Below are 17,713 nucleotides of genomic sequence, written 5' to 3' on the forward strand. Positions count from 1 at the left end.
CGTGATTCTTTATATAAAGGATCGTGCTTTTTTACATTTTCGCAAAATTGGCATAGGGTATTGATTATTTCGACTGTTTTGAAGCGCGAAATTGCGTCGGAGACATTCCTGTCTCACTTTTAAAAGCATTGTAGAAAGAAACTTTATTGGAAAAGCCACTATCATCGGCTATCGCCTCAATTGTGTAGTGATCAAAATTGCCACCAATTAACAATTCTTTGGAATGCTCTATTCTAAAGGAGTTGATGAACTTATTAAAGTTTCCGTTGCTGAATTTGTTAATAGAGCGTGAAAGCTGCCTCTCGTTATAGGAAAGCTCGCTTGCGAGATCTGAAAGCTTTAGACTTTTATTTAGGAAGTACTTTTCGGAGGTAATTAAATCAATAGTTTTATTAAATATTTCATTCAACTCTTCCTCTTCATTCTCATCGATATTTTCAAATGATTTTTTCGGTCGATATTTTGTATACCATATTAGCGCAATACCTACTAGGGTTAAACCTATTGCAATCATTATCCAATTCACTTTCAGTTGGTGTAGTTGTTATTAAAACAAGCATTAAAGCTAACAACCCTCATTCGTGAGAAAAATCTTCTTTTTTACAGTTATGTGGTTTCAACCTTTTTTACAATTATCAAAAAAGGCTCCGCTCTATCCTTGTATTCCTCTTCATACTTAACAGAGGGGTTTCAGGTTGCTATCTGACCCCTCTTTTTTTTATTCCATCAATTACAGATATTGAACTATTCTAAGAATACAGTTTCACAATTCAGAGGTTATTTTAATCGGCGCAACCGGAAATATTATTTTTTCGTTGAAAAGTGTACATTTGGAATACCATCAGCTATATTCATAAATCATGGTAAAGAAGAAAAGAGACAACTGGCTCAATTTCAAAAACATAATACATTACGCGTTTGATGACATGTGGAGAAGCATGTGGCAGTTTTTGCTGAAAAGACAAAATAGGTTCCACAGGCATCATGTGCATCATGATGAATAAATCATTGATTAAAAGAATTAAATAAAAAGTCGGCTATTGCCGACTTTTTTTTGTTTTAAATAATTTCACCCCACGCAACCATTAGCTTTATAGCTGCATCTACCCCATGAAGGTCAAAACCATGCTGCGAATTAATAAGTCACTAACCGAAGAAGAACTGCTGGAAGGCTGCCGAAAAGGCAAAGCTTCCTCGCAGCGTGGCTTATACGATCGCCTGGCTCCCAAAATGTTGGGAGTGTGCCTCAGATACATAAAAGACCGTGAAGAAGCAGAACATGTGATGATCGGAGGTATTGTAAAGGTTTTTGAAAAAATGGATCAGTTTAAAAGTGAGGGAAGCTTTGAAGGCTGGGTACGACGAATCATTGTCAATGACTGCCTCATGTACATTCGAAAGAATAGAAACATGTCTCTGCAGACGGACATTGAAACAGCAGTAGATAGTCCCAACTTAAGTGTCATAGATGACGCACTAGAAAAAGAAGACTTACTCAAACTGATAGGAGAACTACCTGTAGGATACAGGACTGTTTTTAACCTCTATGCGATAGAGGGATATAGTCATGCAGAGATAGCGAAGCAGCTGGATATCAGCGAAAATACTTCGAAATCTCAGCTGAGCAGAGCTAGGAAATGGTTACAGACCAAACTGGCGGAATTGGAAAGTGAACTTGAAAATAATATCACAAATGGATCAACAAAACATTGATCGGCTATTTAGGGAAAAACTAGACCAGCTGGAAGTCACACCTTCCACAAAATCATGGTCTCAGGTCGAAAAACAGATTCGACCTAAGAAAACCCCTATCATATATTGGGTGGCTGCTTCGGTATCCATATTGTTTATTTCGTGGATAATGTGGCCAGAAGCTTCTCAGCAAAATTTTACCCCTATAGCATCGGAGGTGAATCATCCGGTAAATCAAGAATTACCTGATTTCGAACTTCCAGTAATTGAAACAAGGGAAGAAGAGAAAATGCCGGTGCGACCAGCTCAAAAGGTTCAAAAGAAATCTGATCCACAGCCTCAGTTTGCTGTGAATGAAGCAAATGATAAAAAGCCTGAAATCGTAAAAGATGTGGTTCCTCAAATTGAGGAAATTGATGTAAAAACTGCAGTTGCTGAAGTGGAAGAGCCAGCGATATTAAAAGAGGTGGAAGCTAAAATTGAAAAACCAGCTTTTAGAGCAGTGAAAATTACCTACATCGCCTCTGCAGGTAAAAGCACCAAAGAAGAAATTCAAAAAAATGATTCCACAGGAGTATTGAAGAAATTCATTGCTTTCACGGAAAAGATTGACCCGGGAAATATGTTGGCTGACATCAAAACAGCAAAAGACAATCTGCTAAATGGTGGATTGAAAAGTAAAAAGGACAGAAGCTCATTATAAAAGACTAAGAACATGAAAACAACATATAATAAATATAGAAGGATGAAATTATTATTAAGCCTTTTAACAGTTATATTAATACTTCCAGCTACTGCTGCAAATACAGATCCTGTAAAGGCAAGTCAGGATACCGTAATCATAGAATTGAATAACAATAGTAAAATTGTGATCATCACTAAGAGCAGAGCAGATTTAGCCGCTCTAGAAAACTATGATATAAACCAGATGGTCAAAGATTTAAACGCTCAACTCTCAGATAGTGTGGAGTATATGGAAATCCAAGATGGAAAAGCATATGTGAATGATGATAGCGAGGTTGAGATGAAAGATTGGAAGATCAATGACGATGAGGTGCGTATTAAACTTGGGGGCGTAGAAGTAGATGTAGATCCAGATGAAATGGACGATTGGGATGATAACGATTGGGAAGATCGCAAGAAGGTAACTTATGAAGCTGACAGAGTGGACAAAACCACACATCATTTTAATGTAGACATAGGACTAAATAATTGGCTAGAAAATGGAAGTTTCCCTGAAGGTAACTCTCCATATTCCATAAAATCATTCGGATCATGGTACGTTGGACTAAACAGTACCAACAGAACCTGGATAGGTGGCCCGCTCTTCCTGGAATGGGGATTAGGAATAAACTGGTATAACTGGAAATTAGAAGACCCTGACTACATCATTCAGGAAGGTGCAAATGAAATTGAATTCAATCTAGCACCTGCAACACAAAGTGGACAGAAAAGTAAGCTTACAGCTTCTTACATCAATGCCACTGTGGTACCTATGTTTGACTTTTCCAGAGGAAGACGAAAAATTACTAGCATAGAATCCGGTGGCCTAAAAATCAAGAAATACTCTCGAAAAGGATTCAGATTCGGCTTAGGCGGCTATGCGGGCTATAGAATTGGAAGCCATACCAAGTTTGTCTTCAAAGAAGACGGCAATAGAGATAAAGACAAGGAAAGTGATAATTTCTTCTTAGAAAACTTCCGATATGGCCTTAGAGCGCAAATCGGCTGGAAAGGTGTAGAACTATTTGCAAATTTTGACTTAAACGATGTGTTCTCTTCTAACAGAGGTCCAATAAATACAAATGGTCAAAATGCACATCTGACAGCAATGAGCTTTGGAATTACTCTTTAGAAAATAACCATTTAGAACCAGCAAGAGCGTCATCAAAAAAGGTGACGCTTTTTTTGTGTCTGATCATGCAAAGCGTCCCGCTCTTCTTTGGTCAACCTCATATCGCGAACAAACTTATCTTCTGATGGCCTCAAGAAGGAATATTGAACGAGCACCGCAAAATATCCTATCACAAATATAAAAGATGGTTGAATCCACATGGCGCCAGCCGCGATAAGCCCTCCAAGCGATAAGATCCCATATTTCCTCAAGTTCCTTTTTTTAAATTCCTGCATCTTCTCACTCAATAGCATTTCATCGCTAATCAGATATTGCACCTTCTCTCCTTTCCATGCATACCAGCACGCATAGCCAATCACCCAAATCAATTGAGCAAACAAAATAAATGAGAGGCCTTCAATTGAGGCATCAGCCTTACGCTCACCTGAATCCCACTCAAGAAAAAGTAATGCAAATGGGATGAGAGTAATGGCAATAATGCCATGATAAATCTGATAAATCTGATGATGATAATCCTTCCAGTCATTGGGTTTCACTTCCATTCTACAAATGAACCAAAAATCTTAATCACAACCATTTTCAGAATATTGACGTATATTACAATGATATCATTTTAATATCACTTACTATTTAAAATATGAAAGCGACTATTTCACTTCTCTTGATGATTTTCCAGTTGCAAATTCATGGACAGTCATTCACTGAAAATCCGGTTGAAATTGGAGCTCTCAAAGGGACATTAAGTGTTCCTGCTGGAGAAACAAACACAGCTATTCTATTAATTGCAGGATCGGGGCCAACTGATAGAAATGGGAACAGTGCCTTGGGCCTGAACAATAACTCATTGAAAATGGTGGCTCATCAGCTTACTGAAGCTGGATATGCTGTATTGCGCTACGACAAGCGTGGCATTGCTGCCAGTAAAGCCGCCGTAGTTGACCCAGTAGCCATCAGGTTCAATCATTTTGTAAACGATGCAAAAAGTTGGTTGACCCTCCTCTCCAACGAAGGCTATGGAAATTTGATCATTGTTGGTCACAGCCAGGGATCATTGGTAGGTATTCTTGCTGCACAAGACAATAAAAATGTAAAAGCATTCGTCTCATTAGCCGGACTAGGGGAAGATGCTGGTGAAGCAATTGTGAGACAATTAGGTATCCAATCTCCGGTATGGGCAGAAGATGCAAGAATCAATATAGATTCTATGAAAGCCGGATACACCATTACTAAATTTAATCCATATCTGATTTCAATTTTTGGCCCAGTTATTCAGCCATTTCTGAGGTCATACATAGCATACACACCAGCAGAAGAGCTTAAAAAACTAGACATCCCAGTATTAATTATAAATGGCACAACAGATCTACAAGTTGATCAAAACCAAGCCAATAGTTTAAAAGAAGCTTATTCATCTGGGAAATTACTAATTATTGATGGTATGAATCATGTGCTAAAAGACGCACCAGAAAATGATTTGGCTGCTAATGCAGCAACGTACAATAATCCTGAATTACCACTGAGTGACGGACTAATTACTGGGATACTTCAATTCATTGACAAACTTTAAAATCAACTACTATGCAATCACATGAAAAAAATCATTCACCAGCTTCAGGCTATCTTGCTTTACTCATAAATCTCGCGCTGCTTGGGACATTTATCACAATGGTGGCCCTAACTCAACAGCCACTCTGGTTATTATTGCTTCTACCATGGTTGATTATGATGCCTGGCTTCTTCTATGTAAATCCCAATGGATCACGTGTTTTAGTACTCTTTGGTAAGTACATAGGTACCGTGCGTTCAAACGGTTTCTATTGGGTAAATCCTTTTTATGTGAAGAAAAGAATAAGCCTACGTGCGCGCAACTTCGACAGTGAGCGTATTAAAGTTAACGACAGCATCGGTAACCCGATCATGATTTCGGTTATTCTGGTATGGCGAGTAAAGGACACCTTTTCGGCGGCATTCGAGGTAGATGACTATGAAAACTTTGTACGCGTACAAACTGATGCTGCTGTCAGGAAACTTGCGGGGAGTTATCCATATGACAACTTTGACGATGAACAAGCAGATGTAACGCTTCGATCAGGAATCAAAGAAGTAAATGAAGACTTGGAAAAAGAACTTGATGAAAGATTGGCCATAGCAGGAATTGAGATTCTAGAAGCGCGAATAGGATACTTGGCTTATGCTCAGGAAATTGCCAGCGCGATGCTCCGACGGCAGCAAGCAACCGCTATCGTAGCGGCCAGACACAAAATTGTGGAAGGTGCAGTAAGCATGGTTGAAATGGCTTTGGAGCAACTCAAAGAAAAAGAAGTTATCGAGCTGGATGAAGAACGAAAAGCCGCCATGGTGAGTAATCTTATGGTTGTTCTTTGTGCAGATAAAGATGTTGCACCTGTTGTTAATTCGGGAACTCTTAATCACTAGAAGTTATGAACAACTACAAATTCATAAAGCAAAAGACTTTTGAAAAGATTGATAAGTTTGAAAAAAGAGTGAATGATAGCACCAGTCAAGGATGGAAAGTAAATAGCTTTTCAAGTGATCATGGCTCAATCACAGTCATGCTGGAAAGAGAAAGATAAACCTGAAACAATCATGAAAGGGAAACTGCTATTTAAGGAAGAACAGAGCTTTGTTGGGACCTGGATGTGGTATTTAGTAATAGGTATTTTGCTTGTTTCTATTGGAGGTACTGCAATAGGCTTGATGTTTAACAATGACTCAGAAGGTATTGCAGGGTTAATTATCGCAGCGGTAGTGACTGGGGGAATCCTGGTATTATTTTATACTTCTAAACTTTATGTAACCATTGATCAGAATCATCTTTACTACCGATACCCACCTTTTGTCAATAGCGAAAAGAAGGTCTCCAAAGATGATGTGAAAGAAATATACGTTAGGAAGTACAAGCCTATTGCAGAGTATGGTGGATGGGGCTATCGCTTCCGTTTTAAATCTGGCAGGGCATTGAATGTGGCAGGAGACAATGGATTGCAACTGCGCATGCAAAACAATAAAAGATTGCTCATTGGAACGCAAAAACCAAATGAAATGAGACTTGCCGTGAGGAGATTGAAGGAAAACTGGGGACTAGATGGCTAAGAAAAAACCTTTTGCACTTCGTCTAAACGAAGACACAATGAAGGCTCTGGAAAAATGGGCTGGAGACGAATTTCGCTCAACCAACGGACAGATTGAGTGGATCATCCACAAAGCGTTGAAAGAAAATGGAAGGTTAAAAGAAAAGTAAAGCCGATCAATGATCGGCTTATTTGTTTTTACTGCCCCACAAAGAACATCGCATTCACCATTAGCAGCTTTCCGTTTTGCCAAAATGATCTAAAGAGTGGATTATCTACAATGTGTACAATCTGACCTCTTCCCTTATTTTCCACACCAAATACAAGTGATTCTGCCATATCTTCCTTTGCATATTGCCCGGCAAATCCACTAAGAAGATCTTCTTTGGCCACCACAATACCAACGTTATTTCCATCTAGATATGCCACACGTCGCGATCCTGTTTTCAACGTATAGTACAAATCGCCATACCCGAAAGCTAACGGATGGGTCTTATCCATTTTCACTTTGTAAATAGCTCCCGGTGAAAATCCTTTGATGAATTCTCTTTCCTGATTTTCAAAAGCTACTAATCGCGCTTTCTCATCCCGCTCTGTATCTTCTTTTTCCGCAGCTTTCTTTGCTGCATCATTCACATGTGCTGAAAGGGAAGAATAATCAGTGTCCTTCAGCTTGTTGAGGGCACCATCCACCGCTATTAGCTTGCCGCCAGCTGAAACCCAATCCATCAACTTTTTCATCTCTCGCTCACCGAAGCTGCCATACCAGCCACTTTGCATAATCACCACACCATAATCGGAAAGATTCACACGGCTGAAATAGTCTGTTCCTAAAATGGTCACAGGATACTCCAATTCTTGCTCCATAAAATGCCAGGTAGCACCAAAAGCTAGAGACGAAGTACCATTTCCTCCCAACAAGGCAATTTTTGGTCGCTTTAGGTATCGAACTTCCGAAGAACCAATGTCTGGCCCGGCATCCATAAACCCTGTCTGAATGACAGAAAGTGATCGCTTGTGCTTATTGCTAAGTTCAATAATAGTAGATTCAAAATCAGACACAGCCTTATTGTCACGCTTAGCTATGATCAAACTTCCACGGTCAAAAAACTGACCTTTATTCGTCATGGGTTTCTGACTAAAGCGAACCTTAATATCTGCCTTGAGAAGAGTAGCAAGAAATCGAGCATCATCCATGCTGCTCCATTTACTAACAAAGGCGTAGGCTTTATTAGGTCGCACTGCAGGATTAAAAGCTTTGGGATTTGATTCCTTCACAGTAATCATTTGCTGTGATGCGTACGCCTGAATTCCATATGCATATGGAACTCCCCAGGCTGTGATATCATAAGTTACTGAATCTACCAATTTAGTCTGTGGCTCCATTAAAATTTGAGCAAGCGTCGCTTTTGGCTGATTCATATTAATGACCAAATCATTGGAGCTTATAGAAAAGCTTGTTTCTCTACCAGTTTTATAATCATATCCTTTTACACCTCGGCCAGTAGCACTTCCATATTCAATTCCCTGATCGTCCAACCAAGACTTTAGCGCACGAAATTTATCCATATTGCCATCATACTTCAATACAAATGTCTTGTACTTCAATGAGGTATTATCCCCAAAGAATCTACCAAACTGATTCAATAAACGATCTGAATTGTCTACTGCTATTTCTATGGTTGACAAGCCTGTCGTGTAATGATGAGCAATTCGATCCTTGAGTGTCAAACTGTCTCCTTCCTGTTTGATGATCCCTAAGCCAGCCCTGCCATGTCCTGCTTGCTCATAAGTCATCCCGATAGCTCCATTATAGCTCGGATAGGTATCTCCATAACTAGGATATAGCAAATCAAAAAACTGCTTTGTGAAATAGAACCAATTGTTTTCATCAAAATACTTAGCGTGGTTCCGACCAATCTCCTCCTGAAAATCTCGTTGAAATTGTGTGAGCAATTCATGATATGGTTGAGCTGCCGGAGCAAAGTAGTAAGGTGAGTTTATCCCTTGTTCATGAAAATCCACATGAATCTGAGGAAGCCACTGATTGTACACTTTGATTCTGCTTTGTGATTCTATTTGTGTTTGCCATGCCCAATCTCTATTTAAATCAAATAAATAATGATTTGCCCTACCTCCCGGCCATGGTTCATTATGTTCTAGTGCATTTGGATCCGGATTATACGGCTGACTCCCGTTTTGCCAGAAGAAATTCACATATCTATCTCTTCCATCAGGGTTTATACATGGATCGATTACAATAACAGCTTTCTCCAACCAATCATTTTTATCCGATCCATCCCTAATTAGTTCATAAATAGTAGCCATAGATGCCTCTGTCGAAGAGGATTCATTGCCATGCACATTGTAACTAAGCCATATAATCGGAATATTGGTTGAAGGAGTGCCCTCAACAATACCTGCTCGTTTTAGATTGTCCAACCTGATGTTTTCAAGATTTTCTAAATTTTTCTGCGAAGACACGTATGCCAATAAAAGGGGCCTGTTTTCATAGGTCATTCCATATTGCTGAAGGGTTACTTTTTCTGAGTTCGTAGATACATGCTTGTAGTAATCCACAACTTGATGATGACGTGAAAATTTCTCTCCTAAGCCATAGCCTAAAAAGTCTTTCGGACTCTGTATTTGAGCAAATAGCACTACCGGTAAAAATGAGAGGATGCTTAGAAGTGTCTTCATATAGTCTTATATTTATAAAGTCACCAAATTAAATCGATAAAGTATGCCAACAAACCGAAAAGTGTTGGGCGGTCTCTTCTTTTGAGGTAATCAAAAGATTATATTTGAAATACCGGCTAATTATATCATGATCAAAATCAACCATCTGTTCTTTTTGCTTTTGCTGGCTTTTTGTCCAGTCTTTGGACAAAACGTTGCTGCGGATAGTTTAAAGAATGCACTACAAGAGGCAACAGTTGATACAACAAAGATTAATATTCTCATCCAACTAGCTTACAACACTGTCGATGATTCAGAACAGCAACTAGAATATGCCAGGCAAGCTTTTGAAATTGGGAAGAAGGTAACATCAATAAAGCATAAAAGTAGATCTGAATTACTAACGGGCATATATTACTCGAGTACAGATTTAGATTCTGCAATTGTGCTTATGAATCGTGGTGCAGTACGATATTTGGATAATGAAATGATGAGTCACGCTGCAAACGCACATTATTTTATTGGCATTGCTTATGAAATCGAGAATGTAATAGACTCCGCTATTTCAGCATACAAAAGATCTTATGAAATAGCTTCAGAAAATAAAGTGCATAAGGAAGGAGGTAATTCCGCTTATGCTTTAGCAAACATTTATAACATAAGAGGAAAAAACGTAGATGCCTTGAAATGGGCACAAATGGCCAAAAAATCGTTTGAAGAAGGTGGGTTAACAAAAGAGATCGGTCAGGTCTTGAATCAAATAGGTATTATTTACGATCAAAAAGGGCTGTATTCTGAAGCACTGGACAGCTATCTTGAAGCTAGAGACTTATCAATCAAGTCAGGTGACATTGATGGAGAAATACTCATAAATAACAATTTGGGAGTCATTTATGATAACATGAATAACTCCGAAATGGCCATGCAGTATTACAGTGATGCGCTTGAGAAAGCACGTATTCATAATATGATAGGCAATGAAGCTACACTGCTCAATAACCTTTCATATATTCATTTGACTAACGGTGATACCATTAAGTCAATTAGTCTCTTAAAGCAATCTCTCGCTATTGATTTGTCTGAAACCTACCCATGCTTTGAGAGTTACCCATTGGAAGGAATGGGAGCTATATACATAGCTCTGACGAAATTAGATTCTGCTGAGTACTATTTAAATCGGGCATTAAAAACTGCAACCATCTGTGAAGATGTGGCGGTACTCGCATCAGTAAAAAAAGATTTAGGAATCCTCTATTCTAAGCAAGGAAAACATGCAGAAGCACAAGTTGAGCTTCAAGAAGCATTGAAAATAAGTAAGGACGCCAGCTTAAGAACAGAAATCAAAGATGGGCTTTATGCATTTTATGAATTTCACAAAAATTATGGAAATCAAGGTGAAGCCATCAAATACCTGGAAGAATATCAATCCCTAACTGACTCAATTTATAAGGAAAGTAATGTTGAAAAAGCTACTCAATTAGCTGCGGAATACGAGTTTCGAAAACAAGTAGCGGCTATGGAACAGGAACGTTTAGAGTCGGAAAAGAAGTTTACAGAAGAAATTGAAGCAAAATCGCGAGAAAACAGGCTGGTTTTACTTGCATTGGCACTATTCATTTTGTTAGCCACTACATTGGCCAGGTCCTATTTTTTCATTCAAAAACAAAATAAAAAATTAAAATGGCTCAATGATGAGAAAAATAAGCTGATGGGAATAGTGGCACATGACCTACGAAATCCACTAAACATGATCATCGGATTGATGACTTTATTTCAAGATGTTGCCAAAAATCACCCAGACAAAAACTTGAAAAAATACGTTGAGCTGCTAGGCGCATCTTCTGAGCGTATGCGGAATATGATAGATCGGGTATTGGATATTAGTGCGATAGAGAATATGAAGGTTAACCTGAAGCTCGAAAAAACCAATCTGACCTCACTCACCTATGAATCTATTCACAATTTTGACATCATAGCCTCCCAAAAGGAGATTAAAATCATTGACAATATTGATAAATTGAAAGAGTGTTTTGCAGAGGTAGATCCTAATTATCTAGTTCAGGTTATTGATAATTTACTTTCCAATGCCATTAAATTTTCTGATAGAGGAAAGCGCATTGAAGTTTCCCTCATTTCTGAAAACAATCATCATGAAATCGTGGTAAAAGACCAAGGTCCTGGAATAAGTGAAGAAGAGCAAAAAAGTCTATTTCAAGCGTACACCACGCTCAGCAATAAACCGACGGATCAGGAGAAATCTACTGGTCTTGGATTGTCTATTGCCTACAAGTTTATAGAAGCAATGGGTGGAAAAATTGAGTGCCATAGCAAACCAGGCAATGGCACCTCCTTTAATTTGATTTTTGAAAGAGCAGACTAACCCATTTCCACCTTAATTCGATCTGTGAGCGGCTTCCCAACACAAGTAAGCACATAACCTTCATCCAGTTCTTCCTGGGAAAGACCTTCGGCTTCATCGATGCTAATTTTACCTTCAACACATTTACCTCTACAGGCAGTACAAAGTCCGCTTTGGCATGAGTATGGCATGTCCAAGTCATTATCTAAAGCTGTATCTAAAACTGAGGCATTCTTCTTTACAGTAATGGAATATTCTTCACCATCTAACAATATGGTTACTTCACTTTCTGATCCAACGCCTTTATCAATGATTTCAGAAGGAGAAGTTTTACCAGCTTCAAAGCTCTCCATTCGAATGGACTCTTTCGCAATACCAAATTTCTCCAGTCCTGAAGAAATGATATCCATCATCGGCTGAGGACCACAAATGTAAAATTCTGATTTGGAATCGGCTGAAACTTGTTTGCATATTTCGCCAACCATTTCAGTAGTAGGTCTTCCATTATAATCTGCTTCACCCTCCTCAAGTATGTGAATCGCTTTGAATCGCTCAGGATACTCCTCCTCCAACTTAGAAATTAGTTCTTTAAAGATTACAAATTTCTTAGTTCGATTACCATAAACCAAAGTAGTTGTACTCTCAGGCTCTTTTAGCAATACAGTTCTAATGATTGACATTAAGGGTGTAATACCACTTCCTCCACCAAAAAAGATCGCGTTTCTTTTATTTGATGGATTATATTCTGTTGTGAACATGCCCATTGGCTCCATAATCTCTAACTGATCGCCAGCCTTTGCATTATCATTCAGATCATTGGACATAGCGCCACCCTCAACTCTCTTTACAGTTACCGCCGGATTTTCATCTTCGAATGGGGTCGTACACAAAGAATAAGCTCTACGGATTTTCTTTCCGTTTACTTCTTTGATGATAGTAATAAATTGACCAGGTTCGTAAGCGAATGCTTCAGGTTTTTCAAAAACGAGGTTAACAGCATCTTGTGCAACATTGACCACCTCCTTGATCGTAAGAGTTTGATATCTGTCGTCTTTCTTTTTCTTGTTTTTCTTGAATAATGAAAATGCCATATTGTCAATTTTAAGGGCGCAAAGATAATTCTCCTTATCAGGTCAGGCAAGTAAACATGATGAGGTACTTTTGTGTTCCTTTTATCGAACATAAATTCATGAATTTCAATCCACTAGAAGGCATTTCGCCAATTGACGGAAGATACAGATCTAAAGTATCTCAACTAGCAGACTTCTTCTCTGAAAAAGCCCTCATACAATATCGTGTAAAGGTAGAAGTGCTTTATTTCATCGCTTTGTATGAAAGTGGTATTCCGCAATTGAAAAATTATAACCCTACCAACAATCAAGATCTTGAGAACATCTATGAGTCTTTTTCACTTGAAGACGCTGAGTCAATAAAGGAAATTGAAAAGACGACCAACCATGATGTAAAAGCGGTTGAATACTTTATTAAAGAAAAATTTGACCAATTGGGGTTAAAAGACTTCAAAGAATTCATTCATTTTGGTCTCACTTCGCAGGACATAAATAACACATCTATTCCTCTTTCTTTAAAAGAGGCACTAGAACACTCTTTTTTACCAAAATTAGAAGCGTTGATTTTAGACCTTGAAGGCAAAGCATCTAACTGGGATGCTATACCAATGCTTGCCAAAACACACGGCCAACCTGCATCTCCAACCAAACTTGGAAAAGAAATCATGGTGTTTGTTGAAAGGTTAAAAGAGCAACTTCAGCTACTTAAACATATCCCGTATGCAGCAAAATTCGGAGGAGCTACAGGTAACTTTAATGCACACAATGTGGCTTATCCAAATCAGGATTGGCATGCTTTCGGGAATAAATTTGTGTCTGAGAAACTAGGCCTTAAAAGAAGTCATCCTACCACTCAAATAGAGCATTACGATCATTTAGCTGCACTTTTTGATGGTTTAAAACGTATCAACGCAATCCTCATCGATTTTAGTAGAGATGTTTGGCAATACATCTCGATGAATTATTTCACACAAACCATTGCTAAAAATGAGGTTGGATCTTCAGCAATGCCCCACAAAGTGAATCCAATTGACTTTGAAAATGCTGAAGGTAATCTAGGAATTGCTAATGCGCTTTTTGAGCATCTAAGTGCAAAGCTTCCAATTTCTCGTTTGCAACGAGACTTAACAGATTCGACAGTTTTGCGAAACATTGGCGTTCCCATTGCTCATACATTTATCGCACTTCTTTCTTTGGAAAAAGGTCTTTCCAAAATAAATGCTAACGAGGGGGTCATTCGTGCCGATTTGAATGATAACTGGGCAGTGGTTGCTGAGGCCATTCAAACCATTCTGAGGCGAGAGGGTTACCCCAAGCCATATGAAGCGTTAAAAGCCCTTACAAGAACCAATGAAGCTATTACTGAAGTATCCATTCAAGTATTTATAGATGGACTTAATGTTTCTGATGAAATCAAATCTGAATTGAAGACAATCACTCCATATAACTATACAGGCAGATAGTTTAAGCTACTCCAGCTAGTAGGTATAATACCGCCATCCTGACTGCTACACCATTCTCAACTTGTCGAAGAATGATCGAGTGATCAGAATCTGCTACATCACTAGTGATTTCAACTCCCCGATTAATTGGACCTGGGTGCATTATTGTGATTTCTTTGTTTAGCGAATCCAGTAGTTGCTTATTTACACCAAAATACTGTGAATACTCTCTAAGTGATGGGAAGTACCTCATTTGCTGTCTTTCCAACTGAATCCGAAGAATATTTGCCACATCACACCATTGTAACGCTTTGCGTATGTCTGTCTCTACTTTCACACCAAGCGCTCCTATGTGTTTAGGTAGTAAAGTTGCTGGTCCACATACCATTACTTCGGCACCCAATGTTTGTAAGGCGAATATGTTAGAAAGTGCTACTCGTGAATGGAGAATATCTCCTACAATGACGACCTTTTTACCTTCTACGTGTCCGTAGGTTTCCTGGATTGAAAAGGTATCTAACAATGCTTGCGTAGGATGTTCATGAGTACCATCCCCGGCGTTAATAATGTTGGCGTCGATATGCTTGGCTAGAAAGTGTGGCGCTCCTGGGCTTGAGTGTCGCATGACAACAATATCCACTTTCATAGCTAAAATATTATTGACAGTATCAAGTAATGTTTCCCCCTTCTTGACTGAGCTTCCTGAAGCAGAGAAGTTGATTACATCAGCTGATAGTCTTTTTTCCGCAAGCTCGAATGAAAGCTTCGTCCGTGTGGAGTTTTCAAAGAAGACATTCGCAACAGTTACATCTCTAAGTGATGGAACCTTCTTGATTGGTCTATTTATTACTTCTTTGAAATTGGTTGCTGTTTGAAAAATGAGTTCTATGTCCTCTCTGTCGAGGTTCTTGATACCTAAGAGGTGTTTGGTTTTGAGTTGGCTCATTCTTCTTTCGTGATTAACCAAATATGGTCTTCTTTTTGTTTTTCATCCAATTCCACCAGCACCTTTTGAGATTGTATGGTATTTACCTTTCTCCCTACATAGTTTGCTTCTACAGGAATATGCCTACTGTACAGCCTATCTATTAAGACGAGTAATTCAACTTTAGCTGGCCTACCGAAGGTATTCATGGCATCTAAAGCTGCTCTCACAGAGCGTCCTGTAAATAGCACATCATCTACCAATACGACATTTTTATTTTCAATAAGGAATGGGATTTTTGTTTGACTGGGCGTAATTGGTTCGTCTCTTCTTCGAAAATCGTCGCGATGGAACGTCGTGTCCAAATATCCCATGTGAATATCATTGTGAATAAGGCTCTTCAGTTCTTCCCTTATACGCTCAGCGAGATAAATCCCTCTAGGCTGCATGCCAATAATAACAGATTGAGAAAAATCTCCATGAACTTCAATGAGTTGCTGGCACAATCTGCTGATTGTGACCTTGAGTAGTGGACTATCGAAAAGCAGGCGCTTTTGCATGGGTAATTATTCCTGCAAAAGTAATATGTAACTATTAATTCGGCTGCCTATCTAGATCGTATTGAATCTTATTAATGTAAAAAACTTTCCGAGTAGTCTTTCCGGGGATTGCAGTGAGGTTCTTTATGGATTGTTCTCCATAAGCAAATAAAGTTTCATCGTACCATCTTTTAAGCCCTTCAACACTAGGGTCTTTAGACTTTAATTCATCGGTTTCGAAAGAAAGCTTTACAGGGTTAAACGTCCTTCCTTCAACTATTTCATTCCTTTGAACCACTTTAGAACGAATCTCATTTTCCTCAAGATACATTAAGATCACTCGGTCACCAGATGCGCTAACGATTACATTTTCTTCCACTGAATAGGTTTGAATATCCTCTATTTTGAAAGTCTGATCCCAGAGGACGTTACAATTTTGATCAAATCCGACAACTACTGCATGTGTATACTTATATCCTAAAAAATAGGGATTTCTTCCACCTACAGGTGGCGTATATCCATAGCCTCCATAGGACCCAGCCGTTGAAGTAGATGCATAACTGTACCTTGGATAGTATGCTTCAGCTATCATTATATACTCTCCATCTCGCTCAAGAATTTTATGAACTAAGAGTCGATAATTGAATTTCTTGATTTTTCCTCTTTCCTTTTTACGTTCTATTCTATTCATTATACGCTCTTCTCGCTTTGGTTTAAGGTGGCCAAAGAAGTTATTGAGGTCTGCAAATGGAAAGTACTTGTTAAACTGCTGCTGGCCGTTGATGAACTTACTCAAATAAAAGCCCTGACTGTATTGACTTGATTTTCGTGACTGAGTGCCGGCTAAATATTGAAGTCCACCAGCAAAGGTGGTGCTTGCAGCATCTAGTAAACTTCTTTTTTCACCTGGATTTAAGAGGTTGTCTTGAATTATATCTCCCTTATCAGTGAAAGTCCTTACTCGGACCGTATATTTTTTATTTCTCATTTTCTCTGCCAGAATAACAGTGAAAAGCTTAGATCTTTCATCAACAACCAAGTCAAGTATGTTATTCTTATTGTCGTAAAATCCAGGAACGACCCGAGGAATCCGATCGTTGATGTTGTAAGTAATAACAACAGGGCGATAATTGGCATATCCAGCTATAAGCAGCGTTTCACCCACAGATTCGAAATGAGTAATTTCAATGGGGAAAACAGTGGTTATTTCATAGGCTACATATTCCTGGGTTTTGGCAATAAATTGATAAACAATTAAATCTTCGCTTCTAAATTTATTCTTACTAAAAAGTAAGTAGAATCTTCCATCGAAGTATTCATGTCCAAGTATTCCACCTCCAACTGGAATAATTAAATTTTGCGACCATTTTATTTGAAGTGCGGTATCTATAAGATTTATCTTCCAAATATCTCCACCTCCTTTGGCTACTTCCACTGTTTCTTCTGCAACCAAAATTCCATCCGTATTCCCCGGAACCACGTAAAATTCTGAGTGTTCACTTACCTTTTCAAACTCTATCCGATTGGGTTGTAAAATCACCGCACTTGTGTCTCTGTCTTTTTTTCGTTGAGAAAAAGTAAATAATGGAAGTAGGAGGAGTACAAGTAAAATTTTCTTCATATGATATAAACACTTACGTCTTTATTTTCCCTATCGTTCGCTCATTTCCAAAATAATATCAAACTCTTCTTTTTTCACGCCCTGCACGGAGAGTCGAGAATACCTGACCAGTTGCATCTCACTCAAACGGTCATCTGCCTTCACTTCCGCCAATGTGACGGGCCTCTTAAGCTTCCTCAGAGGAACAATATCCATAACATACCAGCGATGATCATCTGTAGTTGGATCTTTGTAATACTCCTTCACAACCTCCGCAATACCAACTACTGATTTTTCTTTCACACTGTGATAAAAGAGGCATAAATCTCCAACCTTCATTTGTTTGATGTTGTTTCGAGCTTTAAAATTTCTTACCCCATCCCAATGGTCTCGTCCCAATTGTACAAAATCATCCCAGGAATATGTATTGGGCTCGCTTTTTATTAACCAGTAGTTCATC

The 17,713-nt window shown here is 38.7% G+C and carries 18 protein-coding genes; 10 read left to right on the forward strand and 8 right to left on the reverse strand.

Going from position 1 to position 17,713, the window contains the following annotated elements:
- Nucleotides 1-64 precede the first annotated feature (64 nt).
- Nucleotides 65-514 (reverse strand): helix-turn-helix domain-containing protein, encoded by a 450-nt coding sequence (locus ABJG98_RS16455; RefSeq protein WP_348280637.1) that lies wholly within the window; start codon nt 512-514, stop codon nt 65-67.
- 611 nt (nt 515-1,125) lie between these two features.
- Between ABJG98_RS16455 and ABJG98_RS16460 the strand changes: the two genes are divergently transcribed.
- The 3 genes from ABJG98_RS16460 to ABJG98_RS16470 are packed head-to-tail and all read left to right on the forward strand — an operon-like array spanning nt 1,126 to nt 3,547.
- Nucleotides 1,126-1,713: a sigma-70 family RNA polymerase sigma factor gene (locus tag ABJG98_RS16460; RefSeq protein ID WP_348280638.1), complete on the forward strand. Its 588-nt coding sequence runs from the start codon at nt 1,126-1,128 to the stop codon at nt 1,711-1,713.
- Nucleotides 1,694-2,395, forward strand: coding sequence for a hypothetical protein (locus ABJG98_RS16465; RefSeq protein ID WP_348280639.1), 702 nt, complete (start codon nt 1,694-1,696; stop codon nt 2,393-2,395). The genes ABJG98_RS16460 and ABJG98_RS16465 overlap by 20 nt, the downstream gene beginning before the upstream one ends.
- A 42-nt stretch (nt 2,396-2,437) precedes the next feature.
- Entirely contained in the window at nt 2,438-3,547 is a 1,110-nt protein-coding gene (locus ABJG98_RS16470; protein WP_348280640.1) for a hypothetical protein, read from the forward strand.
- Between the two features lie 32 nt (nt 3,548-3,579).
- On the opposite strand, the gene ABJG98_RS16475 is transcribed toward ABJG98_RS16470, so the two are convergent.
- Nucleotides 3,580-4,089: a hypothetical protein gene (locus tag ABJG98_RS16475; protein WP_348280641.1), complete on the reverse strand. Its 510-nt coding sequence runs from the start codon at nt 4,087-4,089 to the stop codon at nt 3,580-3,582.
- A gap of 95 nt (nt 4,090-4,184) precedes the next feature.
- On the opposite strand from ABJG98_RS16475, the gene ABJG98_RS16480 reads away from it, so the two are divergent.
- From ABJG98_RS16480 to ABJG98_RS16500, 5 genes are read left to right on the forward strand one after another with little or no spacing between them, the layout of a single operon-like run.
- On the forward strand, nt 4,185-5,114 hold the full coding sequence (locus tag ABJG98_RS16480) for an alpha/beta fold hydrolase (RefSeq protein WP_348280642.1): 930 nt from the start codon (nt 4,185-4,187) through the stop codon (nt 5,112-5,114).
- 11 nt (nt 5,115-5,125) lie between these two features.
- On the forward strand, nt 5,126-5,983 hold the full coding sequence (locus ABJG98_RS16485; protein ID WP_348280643.1) for an SPFH domain-containing protein: 858 nt from the start codon (nt 5,126-5,128) through the stop codon (nt 5,981-5,983).
- 5 nt (nt 5,984-5,988) lie between these two features.
- On the forward strand, nt 5,989-6,141 hold the full coding sequence (locus ABJG98_RS16490; RefSeq protein WP_348280644.1) for a hypothetical protein: 153 nt from the start codon (nt 5,989-5,991) through the stop codon (nt 6,139-6,141).
- A 13-nt stretch (nt 6,142-6,154) separates the two neighbouring features.
- Nucleotides 6,155-6,661 carry a hypothetical protein gene (locus ABJG98_RS16495; protein WP_348280645.1) on the forward strand — a complete coding sequence of 169 codons (507 nt, stop codon included), beginning with the start codon at nt 6,155-6,157 and terminating at the stop codon, nt 6,659-6,661.
- Nucleotides 6,654-6,809, forward strand: coding sequence for an Arc family DNA binding domain-containing protein (locus tag ABJG98_RS16500; RefSeq protein WP_348280646.1), 156 nt, complete (start codon nt 6,654-6,656; stop codon nt 6,807-6,809). The genes ABJG98_RS16495 and ABJG98_RS16500 overlap by 8 nt, the downstream gene beginning before the upstream one ends.
- A 28-nt stretch (nt 6,810-6,837) precedes the next feature.
- Here the strand turns inward: ABJG98_RS16500 and ABJG98_RS16505 are convergent, their stop codons facing one another.
- Nucleotides 6,838-9,339 (reverse strand): M14 family metallopeptidase, encoded by a 2,502-nt coding sequence (locus ABJG98_RS16505; RefSeq protein WP_348280647.1) that lies wholly within the window; start codon nt 9,337-9,339, stop codon nt 6,838-6,840.
- A gap of 127 nt (nt 9,340-9,466) precedes the next feature.
- On the opposite strand from ABJG98_RS16505, the gene ABJG98_RS16510 reads away from it, so the two are divergent.
- Complete coding sequence (locus ABJG98_RS16510; protein ID WP_348280648.1) at nt 9,467-11,698, forward strand: ATP-binding protein; 2,232 nt, start codon at nt 9,467-9,469, stop codon at nt 11,696-11,698.
- On the opposite strand, the gene ABJG98_RS16515 is transcribed toward ABJG98_RS16510, so the two are convergent.
- A complete protein-coding gene (locus ABJG98_RS16515) occupies nt 11,695-12,768 on the reverse strand; it encodes a ferredoxin--NADP reductase (protein ID WP_348280649.1) in 1,074 nt (357 codons plus the stop codon). The two genes, ABJG98_RS16510 and ABJG98_RS16515, sit on opposite strands and share 4 nt — an antisense overlap.
- 98 nt (nt 12,769-12,866) lie before the next feature.
- On the opposite strand from ABJG98_RS16515, the gene purB reads away from it, so the two are divergent.
- A complete protein-coding gene (gene purB / locus ABJG98_RS16520; protein WP_348280650.1) occupies nt 12,867-14,210 on the forward strand; it encodes an adenylosuccinate lyase in 1,344 nt (447 codons plus the stop codon).
- A gap of 1 nt (nt 14,211) precedes the next feature.
- Here purB and ABJG98_RS16525 read toward each other — a convergent pair whose 3' ends face one another.
- From ABJG98_RS16525 to ABJG98_RS16540, 4 genes are read right to left on the reverse strand one after another with little or no spacing between them, the layout of a single operon-like run.
- On the reverse strand, nt 14,212-15,135 hold the full coding sequence (locus ABJG98_RS16525) for an aspartate carbamoyltransferase catalytic subunit (protein WP_348280651.1): 924 nt from the start codon (nt 15,133-15,135) through the stop codon (nt 14,212-14,214).
- Complete coding sequence (gene pyrR / locus ABJG98_RS16530) at nt 15,132-15,674, reverse strand: bifunctional pyr operon transcriptional regulator/uracil phosphoribosyltransferase PyrR (RefSeq protein ID WP_348280652.1); 543 nt, start codon at nt 15,672-15,674, stop codon at nt 15,132-15,134. Before pyrR ends, ABJG98_RS16525 begins: the two co-directional genes overlap by 4 nt.
- Nucleotides 15,675-15,708: 34 nt before the next feature.
- Nucleotides 15,709-17,274, reverse strand: coding sequence for a hypothetical protein (locus ABJG98_RS16535; RefSeq protein ID WP_348280653.1), 1,566 nt, complete (start codon nt 17,272-17,274; stop codon nt 15,709-15,711).
- Between the two features lie 30 nt (nt 17,275-17,304).
- Nucleotides 17,305-17,712: an EVE domain-containing protein gene (locus ABJG98_RS16540; RefSeq protein WP_348280654.1), complete on the reverse strand. Its 408-nt coding sequence runs from the start codon at nt 17,710-17,712 to the stop codon at nt 17,305-17,307.
- Nucleotide 17,713: the final 1 nt, after the last annotated feature.

It is taken from the genome of Ekhidna sp. (assembly GCF_039960695.1).
GTDB lineage: Bacteria > Bacteroidota > Bacteroidia > Cytophagales > Cyclobacteriaceae > Ekhidna.

What these genes read in the sequence shown, in the direction of transcription:
- ABJG98_RS16475 (WP_348280641.1), bottom strand. Translation starts at nt 4,089, where the DNA reads ATGGAAGTGAAACCCAATGACTGGAAGGATTATCATCATCAGATTTAT.
- ABJG98_RS16505 (WP_348280647.1), bottom strand. Translation starts at nt 9,339, where the DNA reads ATGAAGACACTTCTAAGCATCCTCTCATTTTTACCGGTAGTGCTATTT.
- pyrR (WP_348280652.1), bottom strand. Translation starts at nt 15,674, where the DNA reads ATGCAAAAGCGCCTGCTTTTCGATAGTCCACTACTCAAGGTCACAATC.
- ABJG98_RS16470 (WP_348280640.1), top strand. Translation starts at nt 2,438, where the DNA reads ATGAAATTATTATTAAGCCTTTTAACAGTTATATTAATACTTCCAGCT.
- ABJG98_RS16540 (WP_348280654.1), bottom strand. Translation starts at nt 17,712, where the DNA reads ATGAACTACTGGTTAATAAAAAGCGAGCCCAATACATATTCCTGGGAT.
- ABJG98_RS16535 (WP_348280653.1), bottom strand. Translation starts at nt 17,274, where the DNA reads ATGAAGAAAATTTTACTTGTACTCCTCCTACTTCCATTATTTACTTTT.
- purB (WP_348280650.1), top strand. Translation starts at nt 12,867, where the DNA reads ATGAATTTCAATCCACTAGAAGGCATTTCGCCAATTGACGGAAGATAC.
- ABJG98_RS16480 (WP_348280642.1), top strand. Translation starts at nt 4,185, where the DNA reads ATGAAAGCGACTATTTCACTTCTCTTGATGATTTTCCAGTTGCAAATT.
- ABJG98_RS16510 (WP_348280648.1), top strand. Translation starts at nt 9,467, where the DNA reads ATGATCAAAATCAACCATCTGTTCTTTTTGCTTTTGCTGGCTTTTTGT.
- ABJG98_RS16490 (WP_348280644.1), top strand. Translation starts at nt 5,989, where the DNA reads ATGAACAACTACAAATTCATAAAGCAAAAGACTTTTGAAAAGATTGAT.
- ABJG98_RS16455 (WP_348280637.1), bottom strand. Translation starts at nt 514, where the DNA reads ATGATTGCAATAGGTTTAACCCTAGTAGGTATTGCGCTAATATGGTAT.
- ABJG98_RS16495 (WP_348280645.1), top strand. Translation starts at nt 6,155, where the DNA reads ATGAAAGGGAAACTGCTATTTAAGGAAGAACAGAGCTTTGTTGGGACC.
- ABJG98_RS16465 (WP_348280639.1), top strand. Translation starts at nt 1,694, where the DNA reads ATGGATCAACAAAACATTGATCGGCTATTTAGGGAAAAACTAGACCAG.
- ABJG98_RS16515 (WP_348280649.1), bottom strand. Translation starts at nt 12,768, where the DNA reads ATGGCATTTTCATTATTCAAGAAAAACAAGAAAAAGAAAGACGACAGA.
- ABJG98_RS16500 (WP_348280646.1), top strand. Translation starts at nt 6,654, where the DNA reads ATGGCTAAGAAAAAACCTTTTGCACTTCGTCTAAACGAAGACACAATG.
- ABJG98_RS16485 (WP_348280643.1), top strand. Translation starts at nt 5,126, where the DNA reads ATGCAATCACATGAAAAAAATCATTCACCAGCTTCAGGCTATCTTGCT.
- ABJG98_RS16460 (WP_348280638.1), top strand. Translation starts at nt 1,126, where the DNA reads ATGCTGCGAATTAATAAGTCACTAACCGAAGAAGAACTGCTGGAAGGC.
- ABJG98_RS16525 (WP_348280651.1), bottom strand. Translation starts at nt 15,135, where the DNA reads ATGAGCCAACTCAAAACCAAACACCTCTTAGGTATCAAGAACCTCGAC.